Below are 21,365 nucleotides of genomic sequence, written 5' to 3' on the forward strand. Positions count from 1 at the left end.
CCATCGGAGTCGCCATGAAAAAGCTTGCAATCGCCACCAGCGCCGCCGCCCTGCTCTCCATCGCCGCATTCAGCGTTCCGGCGCAGGCCGGGCCCCGCGAAGGGTTCATCCAGGCCCAGGTCTACGTGGTCCCCGGCCCCCCGCCGCCGCCGCGCCATCGCTACTACGCGCCGCCGCCCCCGCCGCATCACTACTACGGTTCGCGCTACTACCGCGGCCACGACCATCGGCATCGCCACTGGGAACGCCGCCACGGGCGCAGGGACTACGACCGCGACGGCGTGCCCAACCGCTACGACCGCCGGCCCCACAACCCCTACCGCTACTGATCGCGCGCGCTCGGCGTTCAGGCGGCCGACCTCGAACCGAGGTCAGGCCTGCGCCATGCGCCGCAGCAGCCCGCCCGGCGTGCGCGGCCAGCCGACGCGGCCGAACCATGCGCCGCCGGCGATCGCCGAGGCGATCAAAATGCCATACACCACGAGCGCCGCGCCCTGCACCGCGAACACGCTCGCGAGCCCGCCGCCCCAGTGCAGCACCAGCCAGCCGCCGAGCCCGGCGACCACAAGGCGCGCCACATTGCCGAGCACCGGCCACAGCAGGCGGCCCGCCCCCTGCGAAGCGAAGTACAGCGCCAGACCAACGCCGAAGAAACCGTAGAACGGCCCGACCAGGCGCAGGTACTGGGCGCCGGTCTCGAGCATGGCGGGATCGCTGCCGAACAGCAGCAGCCAGGGGCGCGGAAACAGGGCTGCCGCGAGGCCGATGGCCTCGGTCAATGCGAAGGCCAGCCCCGCCCCGGCCCAGGTGGCACGCAGCGCGCGCTCGCGCTGGCCGGCGCCCATGCAGGTGCCCACCATCGCAACCAGCGGCGCGCCGAGGCCGAACACCAGCGGCACCAGCAGGTACTCGAGCCGCGACGCGGTGCCGTAGCCGGCGAGCGCACCCGTGCCGAAGTGCCCGGCGAGCGCGGTGGCGATGCCGATCGACAGGTTGGTGGCCACCGTGGCGATCGCCGCCACCAGCCCGATGCGCAGGATGTCGCGAAAGAATGGCCAGCGGAACTGCATGGCCGCCAGCCTGGGGCGCAGCAGGCTCTTCGGCGAGCGCAGGTAGACGATGAGCGCGATCGAACCCAGCAGGTAATACAGCAGCAGCGCCATCGCGCCGCCCGCGATGCCCATGCCCGGCAGCGGCCCCCAGCCGAAGATCAGCAGCGGCGAGGCGGGCACCAGGAAGAACACGCCCGCCACCGTCACCCTGGCCGGCACCGCCATGTTGCCGGTGCCGCGGATCACGGCCGAGAGCGAGTTGAAGAGCCACACCAGCACCGCGCCCGCGAACACCCAGTTCGAGTACGTCAGCGCCGCATCGAGCGCGGCACCGCTGCCGCCCATCACCCCGTAGAGCCAGCGTCCGCCCGCCAGCAGCGCCAGCGTGAAGCAAAGCCCGAAGCCGATGGCGATGACCACCGCATGCCACACGAGCGCATCGGCATCGCCGCGCCGGCGCGCACCGAGCGCGCGTGCGATCGACGAGGCGATGCCGCCGCCCATCGCGCCGGCCGACGTCATCTGCATCAGCATGACGATCGGAAACACCAGCGCCATGCCCGCGAGCGCATCGGTGCCGAGCTTGCCGACGAAGTAGGTCTCGATGAGGCCGACCGCCGCCTGCGCCACCATCACGAGCACATTGGGTGCGGCAAGGCGCAGCAGCGTGGGCACGATCGGCGCCTCGAGCAGGCGGCGCGTGCGCGGATCGAGTTGTTCGGCCTGGAGCGGGCTGTTGTTCATGGTGCGTCTCCTGCGGCCGGTCAGGCCCGTGCCGCGGCCGTTGCCGGACCGCCGACCGCCTTTGCCGGCCGGCGAATCGCCAGCACCACCACCGCGGCGACCAGGCAGGCCGCGCCCGCCGCGTACAGCGCCGGCGTGTAGGTGAGCAGCAGCGTGCGCACGAAGCCCGCGCCATAGGCGGCTGTGGCGGCGCCCAGTTGGTGGGCCGCGAAGATCCAGCCGAACACCATGCCGACCTTCGCCGGACCGAACTCGGCGCCCGCGAGCTTGACAGTCGGCGGCACGGTGGCGATCCAGTCGAGCCCGTAGAACATCGCGAACAGTCCCAGTCCGTAGATCGTGAACTCGGAATGCGGCAGCCAGAAGAGCGACAGCCCGCGCAGGCCGTAGTACCAGAAGAGCAGCTTGCGGTTGTCGTAGCGGTCCGAGAGCCAGCCCGACAGGATGGTGCCCACGAAGTCGAAGGCCCCCATCATCGCGAGCACCGAAGCGGCCGGCACCGCAGCCATGCCGAAGTCGCTGCACAGCGAGATGAAGTGCGTCTGCACCAGGCCGTTGGTGCTCAGGCCGCAGATGAAGAAGGTGCCCGCCAGGATCAGGAAGGTGCGGTTGGTCGAGACCTCCTTCAGCACGCGGAACGGCGTGGCGAAGTTCATCGTCGCCGCGGGTGCCGCTGCGGGCGGCGCGCTGCCGGGCACGGCCTTCTCGCCATAGGGGAGCAGGCCCACGTCCGAAGGCCGGTTGCGCACCAGGCACAGCGCCAGCACGCCGATCAGCGCGCTGCCGATCACGACCGGAACGATGGCCGAGCGCCAGCCCCAGTGCTCGATCATCCAGGCCGCGAACGGCAGAAAGGCCAGCTGCCCGGTCGCTGCACTGGCCGTGAGCATGCCGATCACCAGCCCGCGCCGCGCGACGAACCAGCGGTTGGCCACCACCGCGCCGAGCACCAGCGCCGTGAGGCCGGTGCCGAGCCCCAGCATCAGGCTCCAGAGCACGAACAGCTGCCACAGCTGCGAAGCCGTCGTGACCAGCGCCATGCCCAGCCCGACCAGCGCCAGCCCGCTGCACATCACCGCGCGCAGGCCATAGCGCTCCATCAGCACGGCGGCGAACGGGCCCATGAGTCCGAACAGCGCAAAGCGCAGTGCGAGTGCCGAGGAAATCTGCTCGGTGCTCCAGCCGAATTCCTTGCCCAGCGGCTGCAGCATCGCGCCCGGCAGGCCCAGCGCGGCCGACATCGTCAGCATGGTCAGGAAGGTGACTGCGGCGACGACCCAGCCATAGTGGATGCCACGGCGCTGCAGCCAGGCGGAAACGGTGTGGGCGAACATGGAACCTCTTCTTCTGCTTGTCGTGGGAATGGATCGAAGCGAAACGGGCGCGTGTGCCGTGGCTTCAGTCCGGCAGGTCCGGCGCGCCATCGGCGCCCAGCAGGTCGAGCGACTCGTCGATCAGCTGGTGCAGCGCCAGCACGCGCTCCAGGCCGAGCAGGGCATTCAGGTTCTGCTGCGCGGTCTTCCAGTGCTGCTGCGCCTCGCGCCACTTGGTGTCGCCTTCGGGCGTGAGCACCAGCAGACGGCTGCGTGCATCGGCGCCCGCACCCTGCTCCACCCAGCCTGCGGCGATCAGCGGCTGCAGGTTACGGCTCAGCGTCGAAGCCGTCATCTTGAGCTCGGCCGCAAAGTCGACCGGCCGCACCGGGCCCAGCCGCCGCAGGTTCGACAGCAGCGAGTATTGCGTCGTCTTGAGGCCGCTCTTCGAAACCTCGGCGTCGTAGTACTGCGAAAGGCGGCGCGTGAGCTGCCGCACCTTGAAGCTGGTGCAGCCGCGAGGCTTGGTTGGGGTGTCCATGGAGCGCGATTGTAGATACAACCGTTGCATATGCAAGCTACCATGCGCGACAATGACCACAGGAGAGACTCAGGAATGACAACCACATCCCAACTCGATGCATGGATCGCCGAAGAGCGGCAGGTCGCCGAACGGATCGAGAACGGCCCCGGCCCGGGCCTGGCCCGCCCCGAGCAGATCGCCGGCAAGACCGGGCTCGAGACGATGCAGGCGATGCTGAACGGCGAGACCCCGTTTGCCGCCATCGCGAAGACGCTCGACTTCATGCTGCTGTCGGTGGGCCCCGGCCTTGCGGTGTTCCAGGGCACACCGCTCGCGCAGCACCTGAACCCGCTCGGCACCATCCATGGCGGCTGGGCCGCCACGCTGCTCGACTCTGCGCTGGGCTGCTCGGTCCACACCATGATGCCGCCCGGGCGCGGCTACACCACCGCCGAACTCAGCGTGAACTACGTCAAGGGCCTCACGCCCAAGGTGCAACGCGTGCGCGCCGAGGGCAAGGTGATCCACTGCGGCCGGCAGCTCGCCACCGCCGAGGCACGGCTCGTCGGGCCCGACGGCACGTTGTATGCGCACGCCACCACGACCTGCCTGGTATTCGAAGCGCCGCCGGCCAAACCATGAGCCCGGACTCCGCCATGCCGTCCAGCCCCGGGCCGGCGCCCTCGCCCGCCGCCGTGCTGCAGGCGCTGCTCGCCGAGCGCTACAGCTGCCGCGGGTACCTGCCGCAGCCGGTGCCGCGCGACACCATCGACGCGATCCTTCAAGCGGCGCAGCGCACCGCGTCCTGGTGCAATTCGCAACCGTGGCAGGTGATCGTGACCAGCGCCGCGGCCACCGAGCGCTTGCGCCAGGCCTTCGATACACCCGAAGCCGCGGCCGAGGTCGGTTACGACATCGCGCCGCCTGCGGAATACCGCGGCGTGTACCAGGCGCGCCGCCGCGAGTGCGGCTTCCAGCTCTATGAGAGCGTCGGCGTCGCGCGCGGCGACCGCGAAGCCTCGCAGCGTCAGGCGCAGCAGAACTTCAAGTTCTTCGGCGCGCCCCACCTGGCGCTCGTCACCACCGAGGCCGCGCTCGGCATCTACGGCGTGCTCGATTGCGGCGCCTACGTGCACAACTTCATGCTGGCCGCGCGCAGCCTGGGCGTCGCGAGCATCGCCCAGGCCGCCGTCGCCTCGCGCGCCCGCTTCCTGCGCCGCTGGTTCGACATTCCCGACGACCGCCAGGTGGTGTGCGGCATCGCGTTCGGCTTCGAGGATCCGTCACATCCGGCCAATGGCTTCCGAACTTCGCGCGCCGCGCCGGCCGAGGCCTGTCGCTGGGTCGAGTAGCCCACTGCCATGTAAGTCCAAGGCAGTCGACTCCCGTCGTACGCAGTGATAATGATTCGCATCGTCAGCGATTTGTGGCGATGGTTTCCAAAACACACACCCGCACAGGAGGATTCCTTCATGACCGACCGCTTCGGCATTCAAGGCCGCGCCGCACGCGCACTGATCGGCGTGAGCGCCGCCTGGCTGGCAGTTGCCGCGCTGCCCGCCCATGCCGCCAACGACGAGCTCACGCTCTACACGACGCGCGAGCCCGGTTTGATCCAGCCGCTGATCTCGGCCTTCAGCGCCCAGAGCAAGATCAAGGTGAACACGGTCTTCGTGAAGGACGGCCTGCTCGAACGCGTCAAGGCCGAGGGCGCGCGCTCGCCGGCCGACGTGCTGATGACGGTGGACATCGGCAACCTCATCGACCTGGTCGACGGCGGTGTGACGCAGCCCGTGAAGTCGACCGCGCTCGAATCGGCTGTGCCGGCCAACCTGCGCGGCGCCGACGGCCAATGGTTCGCGCTCTCGCTGCGCGCGCGCGTGCTCTACGCCGACAAGACCCAGCCGATCACCAGCTTCCGCTATGAAGACCTGGCGAACCCCAAGTACAAGGGCAAGGTCTGCATCCGCGCCGGCCAGCACCCCTACAACACGGCGCTGATCGCGGCCATGATCGCGCACGACGGCGAAGCCAAGACCGAGCAGTGGCTGCGCGGCGTGAAGGCCAACCTCGCGCGCAAGGCCACGGGCGGCGACCGCGACGTGGCGCGCGACATCCTCGGCGGCATCTGCGACGTCGGCCTGGCCAACTCGTACTACGTCGGCCAGATGAAGAGCGCCAAGGAAGGCACCGACGCGCGCAAGTGGGGCGATGCCATCAAGGTGGTGCGCCCGACCTTCGCCAGCGCCAAGAGCGGCGGCACGCACGTCAACATCAGCGGCGCGGCCGTGGCGAAGAACGCGCCCCAGCGCGAGAACGCGGTCAAGCTGCTCGAGTTCCTGGTGTCCGAACCGGCGCAGGCGCTCTACGCGCAGGCCAACTACGAATACCCGGTGCGCAAGGGCGTGGCGCTCGATCCCATCATCGGGCAGACCATCGGCGAGCTGAAGGTCGATCCGCTGCCGCTGACGGAGATCGCCAAGCACCGCAAGCAGGCCAGCGCGCTGGTCGACAAGGTCGGTTTCGATAAGTAGTGACCCACCCCCGAAGCGGCTCACTTCGTGTAGCCGCCTCCCCCTCAAGGGGGCAACACCAGCGGCCCGGCAAAGCCGGTTCCGCGGTGTTCCGCGAAGGAGTGGAATACCTGTGAAGGCTGTGCGTCTCATGGGGTCCAGCGGGCTGCAGGCCGCGGGCCCGGCCTGGCGCCTGGCTTCGCTGGCCATCGCGCTCGGGGTGCTTGCACCGGTGGCGGGGCTTGCCTGGCTCGCGCTGGGCGGCGGGCTGGCGCATTGGGGGCCGCTGTTCGCGCACGTCCTGCCCAGCGCAGCACTGAACACGGCCGTGCTGCTGGCGGGCGTCGGCACGCTGGTGCTGGTCATCGGCACCGGCTGCGCCTGGCTGGTCACGGCCTGCGACTTCCCGGGCCGGCGCGTCCTGCATTGGGCACTGCTGCTGCCGCTCGCGATGCCGACCTACATCGTCGCCTTCGCCTACCTCGACCTGCTGCACCCCATCGGGCCGGTGCAGGGCGCGATCCGCTGGATGCTGGGCTTCGAGAGCCCAAGGCAATTTCGCCTGCCCGACCTGCGCTCGATGCCAGGGGCGATCTTCGTACTCGGCTTCGTGCTGTACCCCTACGTCTACATGACCGCGCGCGCCATGTTCATGACGCAGCCCGCGCACCTGCTGGAGGCCGCGCGCACGCTGGGCGAAAGCCGGCGCGGCGCGTTCTTCCGCGTGGCGCTGCCGCTCGCACGGCCCGCGCTCGCCGTGGGCTTGAGCCTGGCGCTGCTCGAGACGCTCAACGACATCGGCGCTTCGGAATTCCTCGGCGTCAACACGCTCACGGTGGCGGTCTACACCACCTGGATCACGCGTTCCGACCTCGCGGGCGCGGCGCAGATCGCCTGCGCCATGCTGCTCGTGGTGGTGGCGCTGGTCTGGCTCGAACGCAACGGCCGGCGCCACCAGCGCTTCGGCTCGGCGCAGCGCATGCGCGCCATCCAGCCGCGGCGGCTGCACGGCAGCGCCGCGTGGTTGGCCACGGCCACGGCTGCGCTGCCGGTGCTGATCGGCTTCGTGGCGCCCGCGCTCTACCTGGTCTGGGAAAGCGCCAAGCGGCTGCACCAGGGCAGCGGCATCTCGCAGGGCCTGCTGGCCAGCCTCGGCAACACGATCACGCTGGCCGCTGGCGTCACGGTGGTGGCGGTGGCGGCCGGACTCGTCGTGGCATGGGCCACGCGCAGCCAGGGCACGCGCCCCAACCGTGCGCGCTGGCAGGCCCGCGCGGCCACGCTGGGCTATGCGCTGCCGGGCACGGTGCTCGCGATCGGACTGCTCACGCCCGCCCTCGCCTTCGACGCCGCGCTGGCCGGTCTGCTCGGCCTGCCGGGCCTGCCGCTGATGGCCGCGGGCGTGGTGCTGGTGGTGGCCTGCGCGATACGCTTTCTGGCCATGCCGGTCGGCGGCATCGAGGCCGGTCTCGCGCGCATCCCGCCCGCGATCGAACAGGCGTCGCGCCTTCTCGGCGAAACCACGGGCGGCACGCTGCGCCGCGTGCACCTGCCGCTGCTGCAGCCGGCCATCGCCACGGGCGCACTGCTGGTGTTCGTCGATGCGATGAAGGAACTGCCCGCCACGCTGCTGCTGCGGCCGGCCAACTTCGACACGCTCGCCACCTGGCTCTATGCCGAGGCCGCGCGCGGCACCTACGAAGAAGGAGCGATCGCCGCGCTGGCCATCGTGGTGGCCGGCCTGCTGCCCGTGGTGCTGCTCGCCCGCCATCAACTCGGCACGCCTTCGGCGCTGCCGCCCCCGGATTCCCCATGAGCGTTCCCCTTTCCATCGAAGCGATCCAGCTCGCGTACGAAACGCCGAAAAGCGGCCTGCACACCGTGGTGAGCGACTTCTCGCTGGACCTGCCGGCCGGCGGCATCGCCTGCCTGTTCGGTCCGTCGGGCTGCGGCAAGACCACGGTGCTGCGCGCGATCGCGGGCTTCGAGCCCGTACGCGCGGGCAGCATCCGGCTCGGCGAGGTGCTGCTCTCGTCGCCCCAGGTGCACCTGCCGCCCGAAGAGCGGCACGTGGGCATGATGTTCCAGGAGTACGCGCTGTTTCCGCACCTTTCGGCCGGCCGCAACGTGGCCTTCGGCCTGCGCCGGCTGGCGCGCGCGCAGCAGCAGGCGCGCGTGTCGGAGATGCTGGCGCTCGTGGGCCTGGCCGATGCGGACGAGCGCTTTCCGCACGAACTCTCGGGCGGCCAGCAGCAGCGCATCGCGCTCGCGCGCGCCCTGGCGCCTTCGCCCGCGCTGCTGCTGCTCGACGAGCCCTTCTCCAACCTCGACGGTGGCACGCGCGAGCGCCTGACGCAGGAGGTGCGCGGCATCCTCAAGCGCGCCGGCCAGACCGCCATCCTCGTCACGCACAACGAAGCCGAAGCCCACGCGATGGCCGACCGCATCGGCGTGATGCATGGCGGGCGCATCACGCACTGGCTCGACACGGCCGCGCCTTAGCACAAGCCGCCCAAAAGGCGGATGGGCTTTTCGGGAAAAGGTTTTCGCAAGCCGCAAGAATCGCGGCCGACCGACCACAACCCCGAGCGAGAACGCAAAGCCATGCCACAGTCCCTCACCCTCGTCAGCCACCTGCTGTGCCCCTACGTGCAGCGTGCCGCCATCGCGCTGCTCGAGAAGAACGTGCCCTTCGAACGCATCGTCATCGATCTTGCGAACAAGCCGCAGTGGTTCCTGGACATCTCGCCGCTCGGCAAGGTGCCGCTGCTGAAAGTCGAGCGCAGCGACGGTAGCGGCGAAGCCGTTCTGTTCGAGAGCAACGTGATTTGCGAATACCTCGAAGAGACGCAGCCGGGCCCGCGCCTGCATCCGCAGGACCCACTCGCACGCGCCGAACACCGCGCATGGATGGAGTTCGGCTCGGCGATCCTCACCGACCTGTGGGGCTACGAGACCACGCGCGACGCCGAGGTGTTCGCGCAGAAGCGGCAAGCGCTCGCGGCCAAGTTCGCGCGCGTCGAGGCCGCGCTCGGCGCGGGCCCCTACTTCGCAGGCCAGGACTTCAGCCTGGTCGATGCGGTGTTCGCACCGGTCTTCCGCTACTTCGAGGTGTTCGACGCCATCAGTGACTCGCACCTGTTCGATGCGCTGCCCAAGGTCGTTGCCTGGCGCCATGCGCTGGCCGCGCGGCCCAGCGTGCGCCATGCAGTGGTGCCCGAATACCCGGCGCACCTGCGCGAATTCCTGCGCAAGCACGAGGCGCACTTGCTCACCCTGGCCGAAGGCCGAGAATAGACGCCTTCCCCCACAACGACACAGAGAGAGAACCCACGAGATGCGACTTCTCCACACCATGCTGCGCGTCGGCAACCTGCAGCGATCTATCGACTTCTATACCAAGGTCCTCGGCATGAGCCTGCTGCGCACCTCGGAGAACCCCGAGTACAAGTACAGCCTGGCCTTCGTGGGCTACGGCAACGGCAACCCCGAGCAGGCCGAGATCGAGCTCACCTACAACTGGGGCACCGAGAGCTACGAGCTCGGCACCGCCTACGGCCACATCGCGCTCGGCGTGCCCGATGCGTATGCGGCCTGCGAGAAGATCAAGACGGCCGGCGGCAACGTAACGCGCGAAGCCGGTCCGGTGAAGGGCGGCACCACGGTGATCGCCTTCGTGACCGACCCGGACGGCTACAAGATCGAGCTGATCCAGCGCGCCGAAAGCGCCGAGGGCGGCGGACTGCGCTGAACCGAAGGCGCAACAACGCCCTGGCCGTCAGCAGCCCAGCAGCTCGGCCAGTTCGAGGATGTCCCGCGCGTGCAGGCTGTTTTCGGAATTCGGCGACACGTCCTTGGGCTGCGCGCGGCCGTATTCGAAAGGCCGCTCGATGTAGGCGGTCTTGAGGCCGCAGACGCGCGCTGCGGCAAGGTCGTCGTGGTGCGCGGCCGCAAGCATCACTTGCCCGGGCGTGGCATCGAACACGCCCGCCACGCCGAGGTAGGTGCGCGGGTCGGGCTTGTAGGCCTTGAAAACCTCGGCCGAGAGCACGCAGTCCCACGGCAGCCCGGCGCGCTTGGCCATCTCGGTCAGCAGGCCGAGATTGCCGTTGGACAGCGTGCAGATCGTGAACTTCTTCTTGAGCCGCGTGAGCCCCTCGACCGCATCGGGCCAGGCGGGCAACCGGTGCCAGGCGCGGCTCAGTTGGCGCTTGGCGGCGGCATCGAGCCGCTCGGTTGCGCCGAAGTCGCGCAGCACCTGCTCGAGCATGCTCAGGTGCAGTTCGTCGAGCAGCGTGAAGCCGCCCTCGCCCGCCGCGATGCGCTCCATCACCGACTTCATCGCCGGCTGGTAGCCGGCGCGCCAGGCGAGCGCAAAGCTCGCGCCATCCACGCCAGGCAGCGCCTGCTCGACCTCGGCGGCGATGCCGCTGTGCCAGTCGACCACGGTGCCGAAGACGTCGAACGCGATGACCCGAAGGTCGCTCGCGTCGAAATGATCGGCGTTCATCTCAGCGCGCCAGCTGGCTCGCGGCGCGTGCCAACTGCTCGATGCGTGCCCAGTCGCCGTCGCGAATCGCATCGGTCGGCACGATCCACGAACCACCCACGCACGCCACGTTCGACAGCGCGAGGAACTCGGCCGCGTTGCCGGCATGGATGCCGCCCGTCGGACAGAAGCTCACCTCGCCGAACGGTCCCTGCCAGGCCTTCAGCATCGGCAGCCCGCCGGCCTGAAGCGCCGGAAAGAACTTGAGCGCGGTGTAGCCGTCTTCCTGCGCGGTCATGATCTCGCTGCCCGTGGCCACACCCGGCAGCAGCGGCAGGCCCAGGTCGTGGCAGGCCTTGCCCACGGCGCGCGTGTAGCCCGGGCTCACGCCGAACTTCGCGCCCGCGAGGGCCGAGGCCTGCGCGTCGGCTGCGCTGCGGATGGTGCCGGCGCCGGCCACGGCCTCGGGCACCTCCTTCGCGATGGCCTCGATGCATTCGAGCGCCTGCGGCGTGCGCAGCGTGACCTCGAGCATGCGAATGCCGCCGGCCACCAGGGCGCGTGCGAGCGGAATCGCATGTTTCACGTCGTGCAGCACGATCACCGGGATGACCGGCGCGTCGCGCATGACGTCGAGCGCGGTGAGTGTGTTCTTCATAGCCATGAGCAGGCTCCTTCTTCTGCGGTGAGTGCGTTGCGCCGCATGCCGGCGAACAGTTCGCGGCCGAGGCCGTGGCCATCGGCGATGCGTTGGGCCTCGGGCATTGTCGCGGTCTCGCGCTCGGCCCATTCGTCGTCGGGCACCAGCACCGCGAGCGTACCCGCCACCGCATCGAGCCGGATGACGTCGCCGTCGCGCACCTTGGCGAGCGGCCCGCCGGCGGCGGCCTCGGGCGAGACGTGGATCGCGGCGGGCACCTTGCCCGAGGCGCCGCTCATGCGGCCGTCTGTGACCAGCGCCACGCGGAAGCCCTTGCCCTGCAGCACCGACAACGGCGGCGTGAGCTTGTGCAGTTCGGGCATGCCGTTGGCGCGCGGCCCCTGCCAGCGCACCACGCAGACGACATCGCGGTCGAGCTCGCCCGCGGTGAAGGCCTGCTGCAGCGCGGCCTGCGAATCGAAGACGCGCGCGGGGGCTTCGATCACATGGCGGTCGTCGGGCACCGACGACACCTTGATCACGCAGCGCCCGAGGTTGCCGTTGAGCAGCTTCAGGCCGCCGGTGGCGCTGAAGGGCTCGCGCACCGGCCGTGCAATGGCTTCGTCCTTCGAGGGCGCCGCCACATGCCAGGCCAGCCGGCCGTCGCCCGCCAGCGCTGGGATGCTCGCGAATTCGCGGAGGCCGCCGGCGCGCACGGTCAGCACGTCGGCATGCATGAGGCCCGCGTCGAGCAGTTCGCCGATGACGAAGCCGGGACCGCCCGCGGCCTGGAAGCCGTTCACGTCGGCGCTGCCGTTGGGATAGACGCGCGTGAGCAGCGGCACGATGTCGGAGAGCCGCGAGAAGTCGTCCCAGTCGATCACGATGCCGGCCGAGCGCGCCACGGCCACCCAGTGGATCAGGTGGTTGGTCGAACCGCCGGTGGCGAGCAGCGCCACCATGGCATTGACAATGCAGCGCTCGTCGACGAGTTCGCCGATCGGCGGACACTGCCATGGCTTGTCGCCCGCCTTGCCGAGCACCGTGCGCACGGCCTCGCGCGTGAGCGCTTCGCGCATCGTGTCGCCGGGCTGGATGAACGCGGTGCCGGGCACGTGCAGGCCCATGGCCTCGAGCAGCATCTGGTTGCTGTTGGCGGTGCCGTAGAAGGTGCAGGTGCCCACGGTGTGATAGGCCGCCATCTCGGCGTCGAGCAGGCCCTGCCGTCCGACGAGGCCCTGCGCCGCCTGCTCGCGCACCTTCGACTTCTCGCCGTTCGACAGGCCCGAGGGCATCGGCCCGGCGGGCACGAACACGGTGGGCAGGTGGCCGAAGTGCAGCGCGCCGATCAGGAGGCCGGGCACGATCTTGTCGCACACGCCGAGCATCAGCGCGCCGTCGAACATGTCGTGCGTGAGCGCGACCGCGGTGCCCATGGCGATGACGTCGCGGCTGAACAGGCTCAGTTCCATGCCGGGCGTGCCCTGCGTGACGCCGTCGCACATCGCCGGCACGCCGCCGGCCACCTGGGCGGTGGCGCCGAGGCTGCGCGCCTCGTGCTTGATGATGTCGGGGTAGCCCTGGTACGGCGCATGGGCCGAGAGCATGTCGTTGTAGGCGGTAACGACGCCGATGTTGGGTGCGCGCTCGGCCACCACGCGGAATTTGTCGTTGGCGGGAATGCCGGCCACGGCATGCGCGACGTTGGCGCAGCCCATGCGGTCGGCCCCGCGGTCGCGGTTGCGGATCTCGGCGAGGCGCTGGAGGTACGCGCTGCGCGTCCCCCGGCTGCGTTCGCGAATGCGATCGGTGACGTCAAGGACGGTGGGATGTGTGCTCATGGGGATGTTTTCGGTCGCGCCGCCGGCATGCCGCCACTGTCGCGTGGGCGACCTGCGAACTGGCATTCAATAGTACCAAGATGACACGGCCGAGACCGAAAGCCGTCACCCCGGCGGTGCCAATCGTCGCGCTCCAGCCCAGTGCACCCGCGGAACTGGCTTTGCCAGGCCGCCGGGTGCGCCCCCCAGTGGGGGGAGGCGCCGCAGGCGCTTCGGGGGGCGTCCTTAGTCCACCAGCTTGACTTCGACCCGGCGCGCTTCCGCGTCGTTGCCCGAGCCGGCCGTGACCGCCGGCCGCTGCAGGTCGATCTTGGCGGGCGGCACGCCCAGCCCCACGAGCACCTCGCGCACCATGTCGGCGCGCTGCTTGGCCAGCCGCTCGTTGAGCGCCGGATCGCCGGTCGTGTCGTGGAAGCCCGAGACCACCGCCTTGCGGCCGCTCTCCACGCCATGGATCACCGTGGCCAGGGCCTCGGCCGCACCGGGTGCGAGGTCGGCGCTGCCGGTGGCGAAATAGAAGTTCACGACGCCTTCGCCGACGCGGACGCTCGCGCCGTCGGGGACCACCACCGTGACGGTCTCGGTCACCTCGTTCACCGTGGTCGTGGTGGTCTCCGGCGGCTCAGCATCGCCCACCAACTCCACCGCGGGCCCTGCGGGCGCCGCGCGCTGGCCCTGCTGCCAGAACGCGATGCCCACCACGAACAGGAGCACCAGCGCGATCAGGGCGACCAGAAATCCGAGTACGAAATTCTGCTGCGAGTCTTGGTCGCTCATGGGGGGACGATCTCCGTGTGAGAGAGGGGAAAGAGGCCGATGAATAATGGTGTCGTGAACCATGATCGTGAAATTGTAGGCGCCACCCCCCCGAATCCCGTGTCGGACCCGGGCCCGCCCGGACCGGATCCAATGCCCCGTCCGCTGCGCGATCCCGCGCCCCTGCTCGCGCAGGCCATCGCCGAGTGGGGCGGCCGCGACGACCTGTGGCTCTTCGGCTATGGCTCGTTGATCTGGCGCCCCGAGTTCGACTTCGTGGAGCGGCGCCCGGCCTGGGTGCACGGCTGGCACCGCGCGCTCAAGATGTGGAGCCGGGTCAACCGTGGCAGCGTGCAGGTGCCGGGGCTGGTCTTCGGGCTGCTCTCGGGCGGAAGCTGCCGCGGCATGGTGTTCCGCGTGCCTTCGTCGCAAGCCCTCGACACGCTGCGCAGGCTCTGGCTGCGCGAGATGCCCACGGGCGTGTACGACCCGCGATGGCTGCGGTGCAACACCCCCGAAGGCCCGGTGCGGGCGCTGGCGTTCACGCTCTCGCGGCGAAGCCCCAACTTCACCGGCGAACTCAGCGAAGACCGCTACCGCCACATCTTCACCCATGCGGTGGGCCGCTACGGCAGCTCGCTCGACTATGCGCGCCAGACGCTGATGGAGCTGACACGCCATTCGATCCACGATGCGGCGCTGGCGCGGCTGGTTGCGCTGGCGCAGGCTCAGGAGGCCCAGGCGCAGTCCGAGGCATCGGCCGATTGCGGGACGACGCCGCCTCCGGTATATGTTCCGGAGTCTCCGGACAAAAAGAACGAAGCTTCGCCCGGCGAATCTTCATTTCCTCCTTCTTCTGCACCCTCCTCCGGACCGTCCAAGGAACAACCATGAACCATCGTCTTTTCGTCGCCACCGGTACCGCACTCGTCGCCAGCGCCCTGCTTTCGGCCTGCGGCACCATGATGGGCGGCAAGCCGAGCGCCGCCGCCGAACTGATGCCCACCGCGGCGATCTCGCCCAACCCCACGCGCGGCACGGTGACCTTCACCGCGCTCGACCATGGCGTGCGCGTGGCCGGCGAAGTGCGCGGCCTGGCGCCGGGCAGCGAGCATGGCTTCCACATCCACGAAAAGGGCGACTGCGGCGACAACGGCAACGCCTCGGGCGGCCACTTCAACCCCGCAGGTGGCACGCACGGCAAGTTCGCCGCGGCGGGCAGCCATGCCGGCGAAATGCCGAGCCTCGTGGCCGATGCCAAGGGCGTGGCGCGCTTCAGCGTCGACAACCATGCGATCTCGCTGACCGAGGGCGCTCCGAACAACGTGGTGGGCCGTGCGCTCGTGGTGCACCGCGATCGCGACGACTTCACGAGCCAGCCGGCGGGCAACTCGGGCCCCCGCACCGCCTGCGCGGTGATCACGCGGCGCTGAGCGCCCCGGCGCCGCTTCCGGGCGGGGTTATGTCCTTTGGCGCCAGAGCGCCTCGGCGCGCGCCAGGGCTTCGGGTGTGTCGATGTCGGTCACGATGCCGGCATCGTCCACCTCGAGCTCGGCGACCCCGTCGACGGCGCGCATGGCCTTGAGCACCGAGGCGGCACCCGACGGCCCCTGCAGCGCCGCGAGCTGCGCCCGACAGCCGGCACCGAAGCCCACCGGATGGCCGCGCTCGCCGCGGTAGTACGGCTGCACCGCACGTACCGGGTCCGCGAGCGCGCCCGCCACTTTGCGCAGCGTCTCGGGCAGCACCAGCGGCAGGTCGCCCGGCAGGATGAGCCAGCCCGCCGCATCGGGCGTGGCCCGCACCGCGGCGGCGATCGAATCGCCCATGCCCGGGTGCCCCGCATCCTCGAGGTGCCAGGGCAGTCCGCTCGCGCGCACCGCATCGATCGTGCGCTGGAGCATCGGCCTGCCCGCGAGCGGCGCCTGGAGCTTGGAGCCCGTGCCGCCGGCCGCGATGAATCGCTCGCCGCGGCCCGAGGCCAGCACGATCACCGTCGGGGATGCTGCATTCGCCGTTGCCATGCGCCGAGTATCTCCGCATGCGCAACAATCCCGCCATGACCGCCCCACTCACCAACGAAAGCCTGGCCGCGCTGCGCAAGAGCTACGAGCGCGCCGAACTCGGCGAGACCCACAGCGACGGCGATCCGTCGAAGCAGTTCGAACGCTGGCTCGGCGAAGCCATCGATGCCCAGCTCCCGGAACCCAACGCCATGACGCTGTGCACCGTAGGCGGCGACCTGCGGCCATCGAGCCGCATCGTGCTCATCAAGGGTTTCGACGCGCGCGGCATCGTCTGGTACACCAACTACGAAAGCCGCAAGGGCCGCGAGCTCGCGGGCAACCCGTATGCGGCGCTGCAGTTCCACTGGGTCGAGCTGGAGCGCGTGGTGCGCATCGAGGGCCGGGTGGAGAAGGCAAGCGCCGAGGAAAGCGACGCCTACTTCGCGAGCCGGCCACTCGACTCGCGCATCGGTGCATGGGCCAGCCCGCAGAGCGAGGTCATCAGCGGTCGCGACGTGCTCGTGAAGAACGCCGCCGCGGCCGCCGCACGGCACCTGCTGTCGCCGCCGCGTCCGCCGCACTGGGGCGGCTACCGGCTCGTGCCCGACCGCTGGGAATTCTGGCAAGGCCGCAAGAGCCGCCTGCACGACCGGCTGCGCTACCGGCTGGAAGACGGTGCCTGGCTGCGCGAGCGACTCGCCCCGTAAGGTGGGTCAAGCCTCACATGAGGCAACCTTGAACTCCACGCGGCGGTCGAGCGCATCGCTCGCATCGTCGGCGCCGGTGCCCACGATGTTCTCGCGGAAGCCCATGCCCGACTCGCGCAGCTTTCTCGCGAGCGGCGGCGCCTCGCCCACGAGCCGGTTCCTCACGTAGACCGCACGCTGCAGCGACAGCCGCTCGTTCACCGCCTCGGAGCCGGTGCGGCTGGTGTGGCCGGCGACCACCACGCAGGTGTCGATCTGCGCCGCCTGGCGCGCAATCTGCCTCAGCCACATCGGGTAGGCCGAACTGATCTTCGGATCGGCCATGAAGTCGGTCGAGCCGGGCTTGAACAGAAACTTCACGCTCAGGTTGTTGGTCTCGAGCCCGAGCCGGGCCAGGGTGCCGAAGGTCTTCTCCGCATCGGCCGTGCGGCCGAGCTGGGCCTGCGTGAGATAGAGCCCGCTGTAGACGCGCAGCTGCTGCCCATCGGCACGACGCGATGCGGCCTCGTAGCGGCTCAGGGCTTCGCTCATGCGGCCGGCCTCGTAGGCGGCGGTGGCTTCCTGCAACACCGTCGAGGTCGGCAGCCGCTCGAGGTAGAGCGCATCGGCCGGCTGGCCAGGCTGCGTCTCGGCGGTGCGGATGTAGCCCTCCACGCCGCGGTCCTTCGGGTTCACGGGGCTGTCGCGGAAGAAGGCCGTGGGCCGCGTGTCGAGGCTCGCATCGCTGATGCGCGCCACCGACTGCGCGATCACCACGCCGCTCTTGATCTCGGTCAGCGCAAGGTTGAGCCGGTAGCGGCTGTCCGCGGCCTCCTTGTCGCGCACCAGCGTGCCGTTCAGCACGTATTGCGCACGCTCGATCTCGGCATTGTTGAACGGACTGACGGTGAACTGCTTGAACTGCGACTGCATGCGCTGCACGATGCGCTGCTCGGCCACGCGCGTGACCTCGGTCTGCTGGCCGCTCGCACCATCGAGCAGCGGGTCGATCACGATGCGGCGCTGCGTGACCGACGACTCGACCTTGGCCAGGAAGGCCGGCAGCTTCTGCGTCTGGACGATCAGATCGTCCACCGCCTGGTTCACGGCCTGGTCGAACGGCATGGCGCCGGTCGGTGCCGGCCGGTGCGCGCAGGCAGCGCCCAGCAGCACGGCAGCGGCAGCGAGCGCCCAGGCGCGCAGCGCCGAGCCGATCGTCGGTTGGGTCTTCATCATCAGCATTGGCTCCTCAAGATCTTCATGTCCTCGTCCGACAGCGGCTCGCCCACGGCCGCGCGCATGTTGATGTCGGTACAGCGCTTCGGGGGCGGCGCCTTCCTGGCGACCTCCAGCGAAGCCGGCGGCTGTTGCTTCGACTCAGCCGCGGGTTGCGGCCTCGTCCTGGACACCGGCCTGGCCGCGGGCGGCGCTTCGACCGAACTGACAGGCGGCGCCTTGATGGCGAGGCACGGCGTCCGGCACGGCTTGGTATCAGCCGCCGGGGCCGCCGCCGAGGGCACGGCACCGCACAGCGCCGTCACCATCGCGATCGGCGCCATGGCGAGAAACCGCGAAGACCGCGCCTGGTGAATCATCTGCGAGCGACTGTAAAGCGGCCGGCGCGCTGCGCCATCTCGCCAAATGGCCACCCTGCCGAACGGCATAGGCACCCATCACGTGCGCAAGAACGGCGGCTAGAAATGCCTCAGGGCAGCCAGTGCACCAGCGTCATCACGAGCGTGAGCGTGGCCAGGGCCAGCACGGTCGACATCGCCACACTCGCCGTAACGAGGTCTTCGGAAGTGCGGTAGCGCTGCGAGAACAGGAACACGTTGGCGCCAATCGGCAGCGCCGCCGCCACCACCATCACCGTGAGCGGGATGCCGCGCACGCCGAGCAACAGGCCGATGCCGGCCACCAGCAGCGGATGCAGCAGGTTCTTCACCAGCGCCTGCGCCATCGCACCGCGCCAGTGCCGGCCGATGGGCGTGAGCGCCACGGTGATGCCGACCATCACGAGCGCCACCGGACCGAAGGCCTGGCCGAGCAACTGGATCGGCTTGTCGATGGCCTCGGGCATGACCAGGCCGGTCTGCGCGAACAGCAGGCCCGCAATGATCGGGATCGGCACCGGATGGACGATGGCGTTGCGCAAAGCGCGCAGCACCGTGCGGGCCATCGCACGCTGCGGCTGCGCACCGCCGCCCGCGCCCGCCGCCTGCTCGCGTGCCACGGCGAGTTCGAGCACCACGGTCGCGCTCGTCAAGAGCACCAGCGAATGCAGCGAGATCAGCGTGAGCAGCACCACCATCCCCGGGCCGCCGTAGGCCAGGCCGACGAGCGGGATGCCGATCATCACGGTGTTGCTGTAGGTATTGGCCAGCGCGACGACCGCGGCCGAGCGGTTGAAGCCGCGCAGCGCGAGCGTGGCCGCGAACAGCAGGCCCGAGGCGATGAAGTACGCGGCCACCGGCTTGAGGCTCAGTTCTTCCACGCGCACCGTGCTCATCGCACGGAACAGCAGTGCCGGCGCGAGCAGCAGGAAGATCAGGTTGGACAGGTCCTTGACGGCCGCGCCGCCGATCCAGCGGCGCTTGCCGGCAAGGTAGCCGGCACCGATCAGCAGCACGACCGGCAGCAGCGAAGAAATGACGAAGGAATTCACCGGCCGAGGATAGCCGAGCCCCCCGTCAGAACATCGCGCGCAACCCGACCTTGAGCGAACGACCCGGCAGTGGCGCGTTCGGATAGACGGTCGTGGTCAGGATCGACGTCGGGCTGTAGGCCAGCTTGTTGCCGATGTTGTCGATGCGCGCATACCAGGTGAGGTTCACGCGCTGCACCTTCATGCGGTAGGCGATCGATGCGTTCCACAGCGTGAAGGCATCGGTCTCGCGCGCACCTACGGCCGGCACGCGGCGCTGCGCCGCGTTGTAGTCGAAGCCGAAGCGCGCGCTCCACGGGCCGTTGCCGTAGGCCAGCGTGGCCCCCACGCGCAACGGCGCGATGCGCGGCAGCGGCTCGCCGGTGTCGAGGTTGCGCGCACGCACGATGTCGCCGCGCCATTCGAGGTCGAGCGTGCCGGCATCGGCCATGCGCGCGAAGCCGGCGGTGCCCAGCAGGCGCAGGTTGCCGCTCGCCTCGATGCCGGTGAAGCGCGCGCGCACGCCGCTGTAGCGGTATTCGGCCAGCGTGTCGGTCGCCTCCGGATCGGTCACCACCTCGCCTTCCTCGTCGAGCGTGCGGCCCGAGGCGGTCAGGCCGATGTAGTTGCGAAAGCGCGTGACGTACGCATTGACGCGCGCGGTGTTGGCGCCCGACTTCCATTGCGCGCCGACGTCGAAACCCTTCGAGCGCTCCTTGTCGAGCGCCGGGTTGCCGACCTCCCAGGCCACCGTGGCCAGGTGGGGGCCGTTGGCCAGCATCTCGTAGTCCTTCGGGGCCCGCTCGGTGTAGGCGAGGTTCGAGGTCAGCTGCCATTGCGGAGTCAGGTTCACCAGCGCACCAATGGCGGCGCTGTGCGGGTTGAAGCTGCGCTCGCCGATCGCGAAGCGCGTGACGGAGGGGTCGTCGGGGTAGCCGAACGACGCGACGCGAACGCGCTCGCTGCGCGCGCCGAAGCTCAGGCGCCCCCACGAAGTGCCGAGTTCCTCGTGCAGGAACAGCGCATCCGAGCGCGTGCGGCTGTGCGGCGCAAAGGCTTCCGCGCCGTCCGCGGCGAAGCGGCTGCGTTCGCTGCTGAACCCGACCAGGCCCTCGAGGTTGCCGATCTTCTGGTGGCGCGCCTCGATGCGCAGGTCGTTGCCGACGTTCGAGAACGTGGTGCCGGCCTCGCGGCCTTCGAATTCGGTGTGGCGGTAGTCGGTGTGGCTGAACTTGGCGCGCACGCTGCTGATGAAGCCGCCCGGGCGCCATTCGCCTTCGAGCGCATAGCGGTCGGACTTCATGCCGATGGTCACCTCGTCCTCGGCCACGGTGCCGTAGTTGCTGCGGTAGGTGCTGGCCGAGGCGCCGATCCAGCCCTGGTCGAAGAACAGCGTGCCGCCCAGGGCGCCGCCGTGCGCTTCGTTGGCCGAATTGCAGATCTTGCGCGCAAGCCCCGGGCGCCCGGGCTTGGCGCATTCGAGATCGATCGGCACCGAAACGTCCTTCGAATCGCGGTTGAATGCATCGACGTGCAGCGCGAAGCGGCCGTTGCCGCCCTCGAGCAGCACGCCGCCGTTCTTCTCCTTGTTGCCGCTCGAATAGCCCAGGTCGGCGCGGCCGCCGAACCCATCGATCGGCTCGGACGGAATGCGGTTGTCGATCGCGTTGACCACGCCGCCCACTGCGCTGCCGCCGTACTGCAGCGCCGACGGCCCGCGCAGCACCTCGATGCGCTCAGTGACCAGCGCGTCGACCGGCACCGCATGGTCGTAACTCAGCGCCGAGGCATCGAGCGCGCCGCCGCCGTTCTGCAGGATGCGGATGCGGTCGCCATCGAGCCCGCGGATGATCGGGCGACTCGCGTTCGGGCCGAAGTAGCTGCTGCTCACGCCGGGCAGCGTGTCGAGCGTCTGGCCGAGCGTCGACTCGGAGCGCATCAGCAGCCGATCGCCCGAGAGCGCGGCGGTGGGCGCGATCAGGTCGGTGGCGCCGAGCGGATTGCCGGTGACGGCGATCTCGGGCAGGCTCGGCGCCGCGGTGGCGTTGCCGGTGGAAGAGGCAGCAGTCTGGGCCATGGCGGCCAGCGACGCGAGCGAAAGGACGGCAGCGCCGATGGCGTTGCGACGGAAATTGGGAATCATGATGAACACTCGTTG

At 69.8% G+C, this 21,365-nt stretch carries 23 protein-coding genes; 12 read left to right on the forward strand and 11 right to left on the reverse strand.

The window, feature by feature from the left end; genetic code table 11:
* Positions 1 to 14: 14 nt before the first annotated feature.
* Positions 15 to 329, forward strand: coding sequence for a hypothetical protein (locus AC3A6R_RS06455; RefSeq protein WP_487858213.1), 315 nt, complete (start codon positions 15 to 17; stop codon positions 327 to 329).
* Between the two features lie 42 nt (positions 330 to 371).
* On the opposite strand, the gene AC3A6R_RS06460 is transcribed toward AC3A6R_RS06455, so the two are convergent.
* The 3 genes from AC3A6R_RS06460 to AC3A6R_RS06470 form a co-directional block, all read right to left on the reverse strand.
* A complete protein-coding gene (locus AC3A6R_RS06460; protein WP_487864040.1) occupies positions 372 to 1,796 on the reverse strand; it encodes an MATE family efflux transporter in 1,425 nt (474 codons plus the stop codon).
* A gap of 20 nt (positions 1,797 to 1,816) precedes the next feature.
* The gene (locus AC3A6R_RS06465) at positions 1,817 to 3,130 is read right to left on the reverse strand and encodes an MFS transporter (protein ID WP_487864041.1); all 1,314 of its coding nucleotides are present in this window, start codon (positions 3,128 to 3,130) and stop codon (positions 1,817 to 1,819) included.
* A gap of 64 nt (positions 3,131 to 3,194) precedes the next feature.
* Entirely contained in the window at positions 3,195 to 3,650 is a 456-nt protein-coding gene (locus AC3A6R_RS06470) for a MarR family winged helix-turn-helix transcriptional regulator (RefSeq protein WP_487858216.1), read from the reverse strand.
* A gap of 75 nt (positions 3,651 to 3,725) precedes the next feature.
* Here AC3A6R_RS06470 and AC3A6R_RS06475 point away from each other — a divergent pair, with 75 nt between their 5' ends.
* From AC3A6R_RS06475 to gloA, 7 genes are all read left to right on the forward strand, one after another.
* Positions 3,726 to 4,274, forward strand: a complete 549-nt coding sequence (locus AC3A6R_RS06475) for a PaaI family thioesterase (protein ID WP_487864042.1) — start codon at positions 3,726 to 3,728, stop codon at positions 4,272 to 4,274.
* Positions 4,275 to 4,288: 14 nt separating this feature from the next.
* Positions 4,289 to 4,984, forward strand: coding sequence for a nitroreductase (locus AC3A6R_RS06480; protein WP_487864142.1), 696 nt, complete (start codon positions 4,289 to 4,291; stop codon positions 4,982 to 4,984).
* 120 nt (positions 4,985 to 5,104) lie between these two features.
* The gene (locus tag AC3A6R_RS06485; RefSeq protein WP_487864043.1) at positions 5,105 to 6,166 is read left to right on the forward strand and encodes a Fe(3+) ABC transporter substrate-binding protein; all 1,062 of its coding nucleotides are present in this window, start codon (positions 5,105 to 5,107) and stop codon (positions 6,164 to 6,166) included.
* 130 nt (positions 6,167 to 6,296) lie between these two features.
* Complete coding sequence (locus tag AC3A6R_RS06490; RefSeq protein ID WP_487864143.1) at positions 6,297 to 7,961, forward strand: ABC transporter permease; 1,665 nt, start codon at positions 6,297 to 6,299, stop codon at positions 7,959 to 7,961.
* Entirely contained in the window at positions 7,958 to 8,647 is a 690-nt protein-coding gene (locus tag AC3A6R_RS06495; protein WP_487858221.1) for an ABC transporter ATP-binding protein, read from the forward strand. The genes AC3A6R_RS06490 and AC3A6R_RS06495 overlap by 4 nt, the downstream gene beginning before the upstream one ends.
* Before the next feature lie 102 nt (positions 8,648 to 8,749).
* Positions 8,750 to 9,442: a glutathione S-transferase family protein gene (locus AC3A6R_RS06500; protein WP_487864044.1), complete on the forward strand. Its 693-nt coding sequence runs from the start codon at positions 8,750 to 8,752 to the stop codon at positions 9,440 to 9,442.
* A gap of 40 nt (positions 9,443 to 9,482) precedes the next feature.
* Entirely contained in the window at positions 9,483 to 9,896 is a 414-nt protein-coding gene (gloA, locus tag AC3A6R_RS06505; RefSeq protein WP_487864045.1) for a lactoylglutathione lyase, read from the forward strand.
* A 27-nt stretch (positions 9,897 to 9,923) separates the two neighbouring features.
* Here the strand turns inward: gloA and AC3A6R_RS06510 are convergent, their stop codons facing one another.
* From AC3A6R_RS06510 to AC3A6R_RS06525, 4 genes are all read right to left on the reverse strand, one after another.
* Complete coding sequence (locus AC3A6R_RS06510; RefSeq protein ID WP_487864046.1) at positions 9,924 to 10,655, reverse strand: haloacid dehalogenase type II; 732 nt, start codon at positions 10,653 to 10,655, stop codon at positions 9,924 to 9,926.
* Between the two features lies 1 nt (position 10,656).
* Complete coding sequence (eda, locus tag AC3A6R_RS06515) at positions 10,657 to 11,292, reverse strand: bifunctional 4-hydroxy-2-oxoglutarate aldolase/2-dehydro-3-deoxy-phosphogluconate aldolase (RefSeq protein WP_487858626.1); 636 nt, start codon at positions 11,290 to 11,292, stop codon at positions 10,657 to 10,659.
* Positions 11,289 to 13,115 (reverse strand): phosphogluconate dehydratase, encoded by a 1,827-nt coding sequence (edd, locus tag AC3A6R_RS06520; RefSeq protein ID WP_487858225.1) that lies wholly within the window; start codon positions 13,113 to 13,115, stop codon positions 11,289 to 11,291. The genes eda and edd overlap by 4 nt, the downstream gene beginning before the upstream one ends.
* 225 nt (positions 13,116 to 13,340) lie before the next feature.
* Complete coding sequence (locus AC3A6R_RS06525; RefSeq protein WP_487864047.1) at positions 13,341 to 13,892, reverse strand: OmpA family protein; 552 nt, start codon at positions 13,890 to 13,892, stop codon at positions 13,341 to 13,343.
* Between the two features lie 132 nt (positions 13,893 to 14,024).
* Between AC3A6R_RS06525 and AC3A6R_RS06530 the strand changes: the two genes are divergently transcribed.
* Entirely contained in the window at positions 14,025 to 14,765 is a 741-nt protein-coding gene (locus AC3A6R_RS06530; RefSeq protein ID WP_487864048.1) for a gamma-glutamylcyclotransferase, read from the forward strand.
* A complete protein-coding gene (locus AC3A6R_RS06535) occupies positions 14,762 to 15,304 on the forward strand; it encodes a superoxide dismutase family protein (RefSeq protein WP_487858228.1) in 543 nt (180 codons plus the stop codon). The genes AC3A6R_RS06530 and AC3A6R_RS06535 overlap by 4 nt, the downstream gene beginning before the upstream one ends.
* Before the next feature lie 27 nt (positions 15,305 to 15,331).
* Here AC3A6R_RS06535 and AC3A6R_RS06540 read toward each other — a convergent pair whose 3' ends face one another.
* The gene (locus AC3A6R_RS06540) at positions 15,332 to 15,895 is read right to left on the reverse strand and encodes a nucleotidyltransferase family protein (protein ID WP_487864049.1); all 564 of its coding nucleotides are present in this window, start codon (positions 15,893 to 15,895) and stop codon (positions 15,332 to 15,334) included.
* A gap of 35 nt (positions 15,896 to 15,930) precedes the next feature.
* Here AC3A6R_RS06540 and pdxH point away from each other — a divergent pair, with 35 nt between their 5' ends.
* Positions 15,931 to 16,584, forward strand: coding sequence for a pyridoxamine 5'-phosphate oxidase (gene pdxH, locus AC3A6R_RS06545; protein ID WP_487858230.1), 654 nt, complete (start codon positions 15,931 to 15,933; stop codon positions 16,582 to 16,584).
* A gap of 6 nt (positions 16,585 to 16,590) precedes the next feature.
* Here pdxH and AC3A6R_RS06550 read toward each other — a convergent pair whose 3' ends face one another.
* Positions 16,591 to 17,805 carry an OmpA family protein gene (locus tag AC3A6R_RS06550; RefSeq protein WP_487858231.1) on the reverse strand — a complete coding sequence of 405 codons (1,215 nt, stop codon included), beginning with the start codon at positions 17,803 to 17,805 and terminating at the stop codon, positions 16,591 to 16,593.
* A gap of 18 nt (positions 17,806 to 17,823) precedes the next feature.
* Here AC3A6R_RS06550 and AC3A6R_RS06555 point away from each other — a divergent pair, with 18 nt between their 5' ends.
* The gene (locus AC3A6R_RS06555) at positions 17,824 to 18,153 is read left to right on the forward strand and encodes a hypothetical protein (protein WP_487864050.1); all 330 of its coding nucleotides are present in this window, start codon (positions 17,824 to 17,826) and stop codon (positions 18,151 to 18,153) included.
* Between the two features lie 115 nt (positions 18,154 to 18,268).
* Here AC3A6R_RS06555 and AC3A6R_RS06560 read toward each other — a convergent pair whose 3' ends face one another.
* Both AC3A6R_RS06560 and AC3A6R_RS06565 read right to left on the reverse strand, forming a co-directional pair.
* On the reverse strand, positions 18,269 to 19,228 hold the full coding sequence (locus AC3A6R_RS06560; protein WP_487858233.1) for an AEC family transporter: 960 nt from the start codon (positions 19,226 to 19,228) through the stop codon (positions 18,269 to 18,271).
* 25 nt (positions 19,229 to 19,253) lie between these two features.
* Positions 19,254 to 21,350 (reverse strand): TonB-dependent receptor, encoded by a 2,097-nt coding sequence (locus tag AC3A6R_RS06565; protein ID WP_487864051.1) that lies wholly within the window; start codon positions 21,348 to 21,350, stop codon positions 19,254 to 19,256.
* Positions 21,351 to 21,365 lie beyond the last annotated feature (15 nt).

The organism is Variovorax sp. Soil_C_19 (assembly GCF_057657255.1).

What these genes read in the sequence shown, in the direction of transcription:
- AC3A6R_RS06455 (WP_487858213.1), top strand. Translation starts at nt 15, where the DNA reads ATGAAAAAGCTTGCAATCGCCACCAGCGCCGCCGCCCTGCTCTCCATC.
- AC3A6R_RS06460 (WP_487864040.1), bottom strand. Translation starts at nt 1,796, where the DNA reads ATGAACAACAGCCCGCTCCAGGCCGAACAACTCGATCCGCGCACGCGC.
- AC3A6R_RS06465 (WP_487864041.1), bottom strand. Translation starts at nt 3,130, where the DNA reads ATGTTCGCCCACACCGTTTCCGCCTGGCTGCAGCGCCGTGGCATCCAC.
- AC3A6R_RS06470 (WP_487858216.1), bottom strand. Translation starts at nt 3,650, where the DNA reads ATGGACACCCCAACCAAGCCTCGCGGCTGCACCAGCTTCAAGGTGCGG.
- AC3A6R_RS06475 (WP_487864042.1), top strand. Translation starts at nt 3,726, where the DNA reads ATGACAACCACATCCCAACTCGATGCATGGATCGCCGAAGAGCGGCAG.
- AC3A6R_RS06480 (WP_487864142.1), top strand. Translation starts at nt 4,289, where the DNA reads ATGCCGTCCAGCCCCGGGCCGGCGCCCTCGCCCGCCGCCGTGCTGCAG.
- AC3A6R_RS06485 (WP_487864043.1), top strand. Translation starts at nt 5,105, where the DNA reads ATGACCGACCGCTTCGGCATTCAAGGCCGCGCCGCACGCGCACTGATC.
- AC3A6R_RS06490 (WP_487864143.1), top strand. Translation starts at nt 6,297, where the DNA reads ATGGGGTCCAGCGGGCTGCAGGCCGCGGGCCCGGCCTGGCGCCTGGCT.
- AC3A6R_RS06495 (WP_487858221.1), top strand. Translation starts at nt 7,958, where the DNA reads ATGAGCGTTCCCCTTTCCATCGAAGCGATCCAGCTCGCGTACGAAACG.
- AC3A6R_RS06500 (WP_487864044.1), top strand. Translation starts at nt 8,750, where the DNA reads ATGCCACAGTCCCTCACCCTCGTCAGCCACCTGCTGTGCCCCTACGTG.
- gloA (WP_487864045.1), top strand. Translation starts at nt 9,483, where the DNA reads ATGCGACTTCTCCACACCATGCTGCGCGTCGGCAACCTGCAGCGATCT.
- AC3A6R_RS06510 (WP_487864046.1), bottom strand. Translation starts at nt 10,655, where the DNA reads ATGAACGCCGATCATTTCGACGCGAGCGACCTTCGGGTCATCGCGTTC.
- eda (WP_487858626.1), bottom strand. Translation starts at nt 11,292, where the DNA reads ATGAAGAACACACTCACCGCGCTCGACGTCATGCGCGACGCGCCGGTC.
- edd (WP_487858225.1), bottom strand. Translation starts at nt 13,115, where the DNA reads ATGAGCACACATCCCACCGTCCTTGACGTCACCGATCGCATTCGCGAA.
- AC3A6R_RS06525 (WP_487864047.1), bottom strand. Translation starts at nt 13,892, where the DNA reads ATGAGCGACCAAGACTCGCAGCAGAATTTCGTACTCGGATTTCTGGTC.
- AC3A6R_RS06530 (WP_487864048.1), top strand. Translation starts at nt 14,025, where the DNA reads ATGCCCCGTCCGCTGCGCGATCCCGCGCCCCTGCTCGCGCAGGCCATC.
- AC3A6R_RS06535 (WP_487858228.1), top strand. Translation starts at nt 14,762, where the DNA reads ATGAACCATCGTCTTTTCGTCGCCACCGGTACCGCACTCGTCGCCAGC.
- AC3A6R_RS06540 (WP_487864049.1), bottom strand. Translation starts at nt 15,895, where the DNA reads ATGGCAACGGCGAATGCAGCATCCCCGACGGTGATCGTGCTGGCCTCG.
- pdxH (WP_487858230.1), top strand. Translation starts at nt 15,931, where the DNA reads ATGACCGCCCCACTCACCAACGAAAGCCTGGCCGCGCTGCGCAAGAGC.
- AC3A6R_RS06550 (WP_487858231.1), bottom strand. Translation starts at nt 17,805, where the DNA reads ATGCTGATGATGAAGACCCAACCGACGATCGGCTCGGCGCTGCGCGCC.
- AC3A6R_RS06555 (WP_487864050.1), top strand. Translation starts at nt 17,824, where the DNA reads ATGTCCTCGTCCGACAGCGGCTCGCCCACGGCCGCGCGCATGTTGATG.
- AC3A6R_RS06565 (WP_487864051.1), bottom strand. Translation starts at nt 21,350, where the DNA reads ATGATTCCCAATTTCCGTCGCAACGCCATCGGCGCTGCCGTCCTTTCG.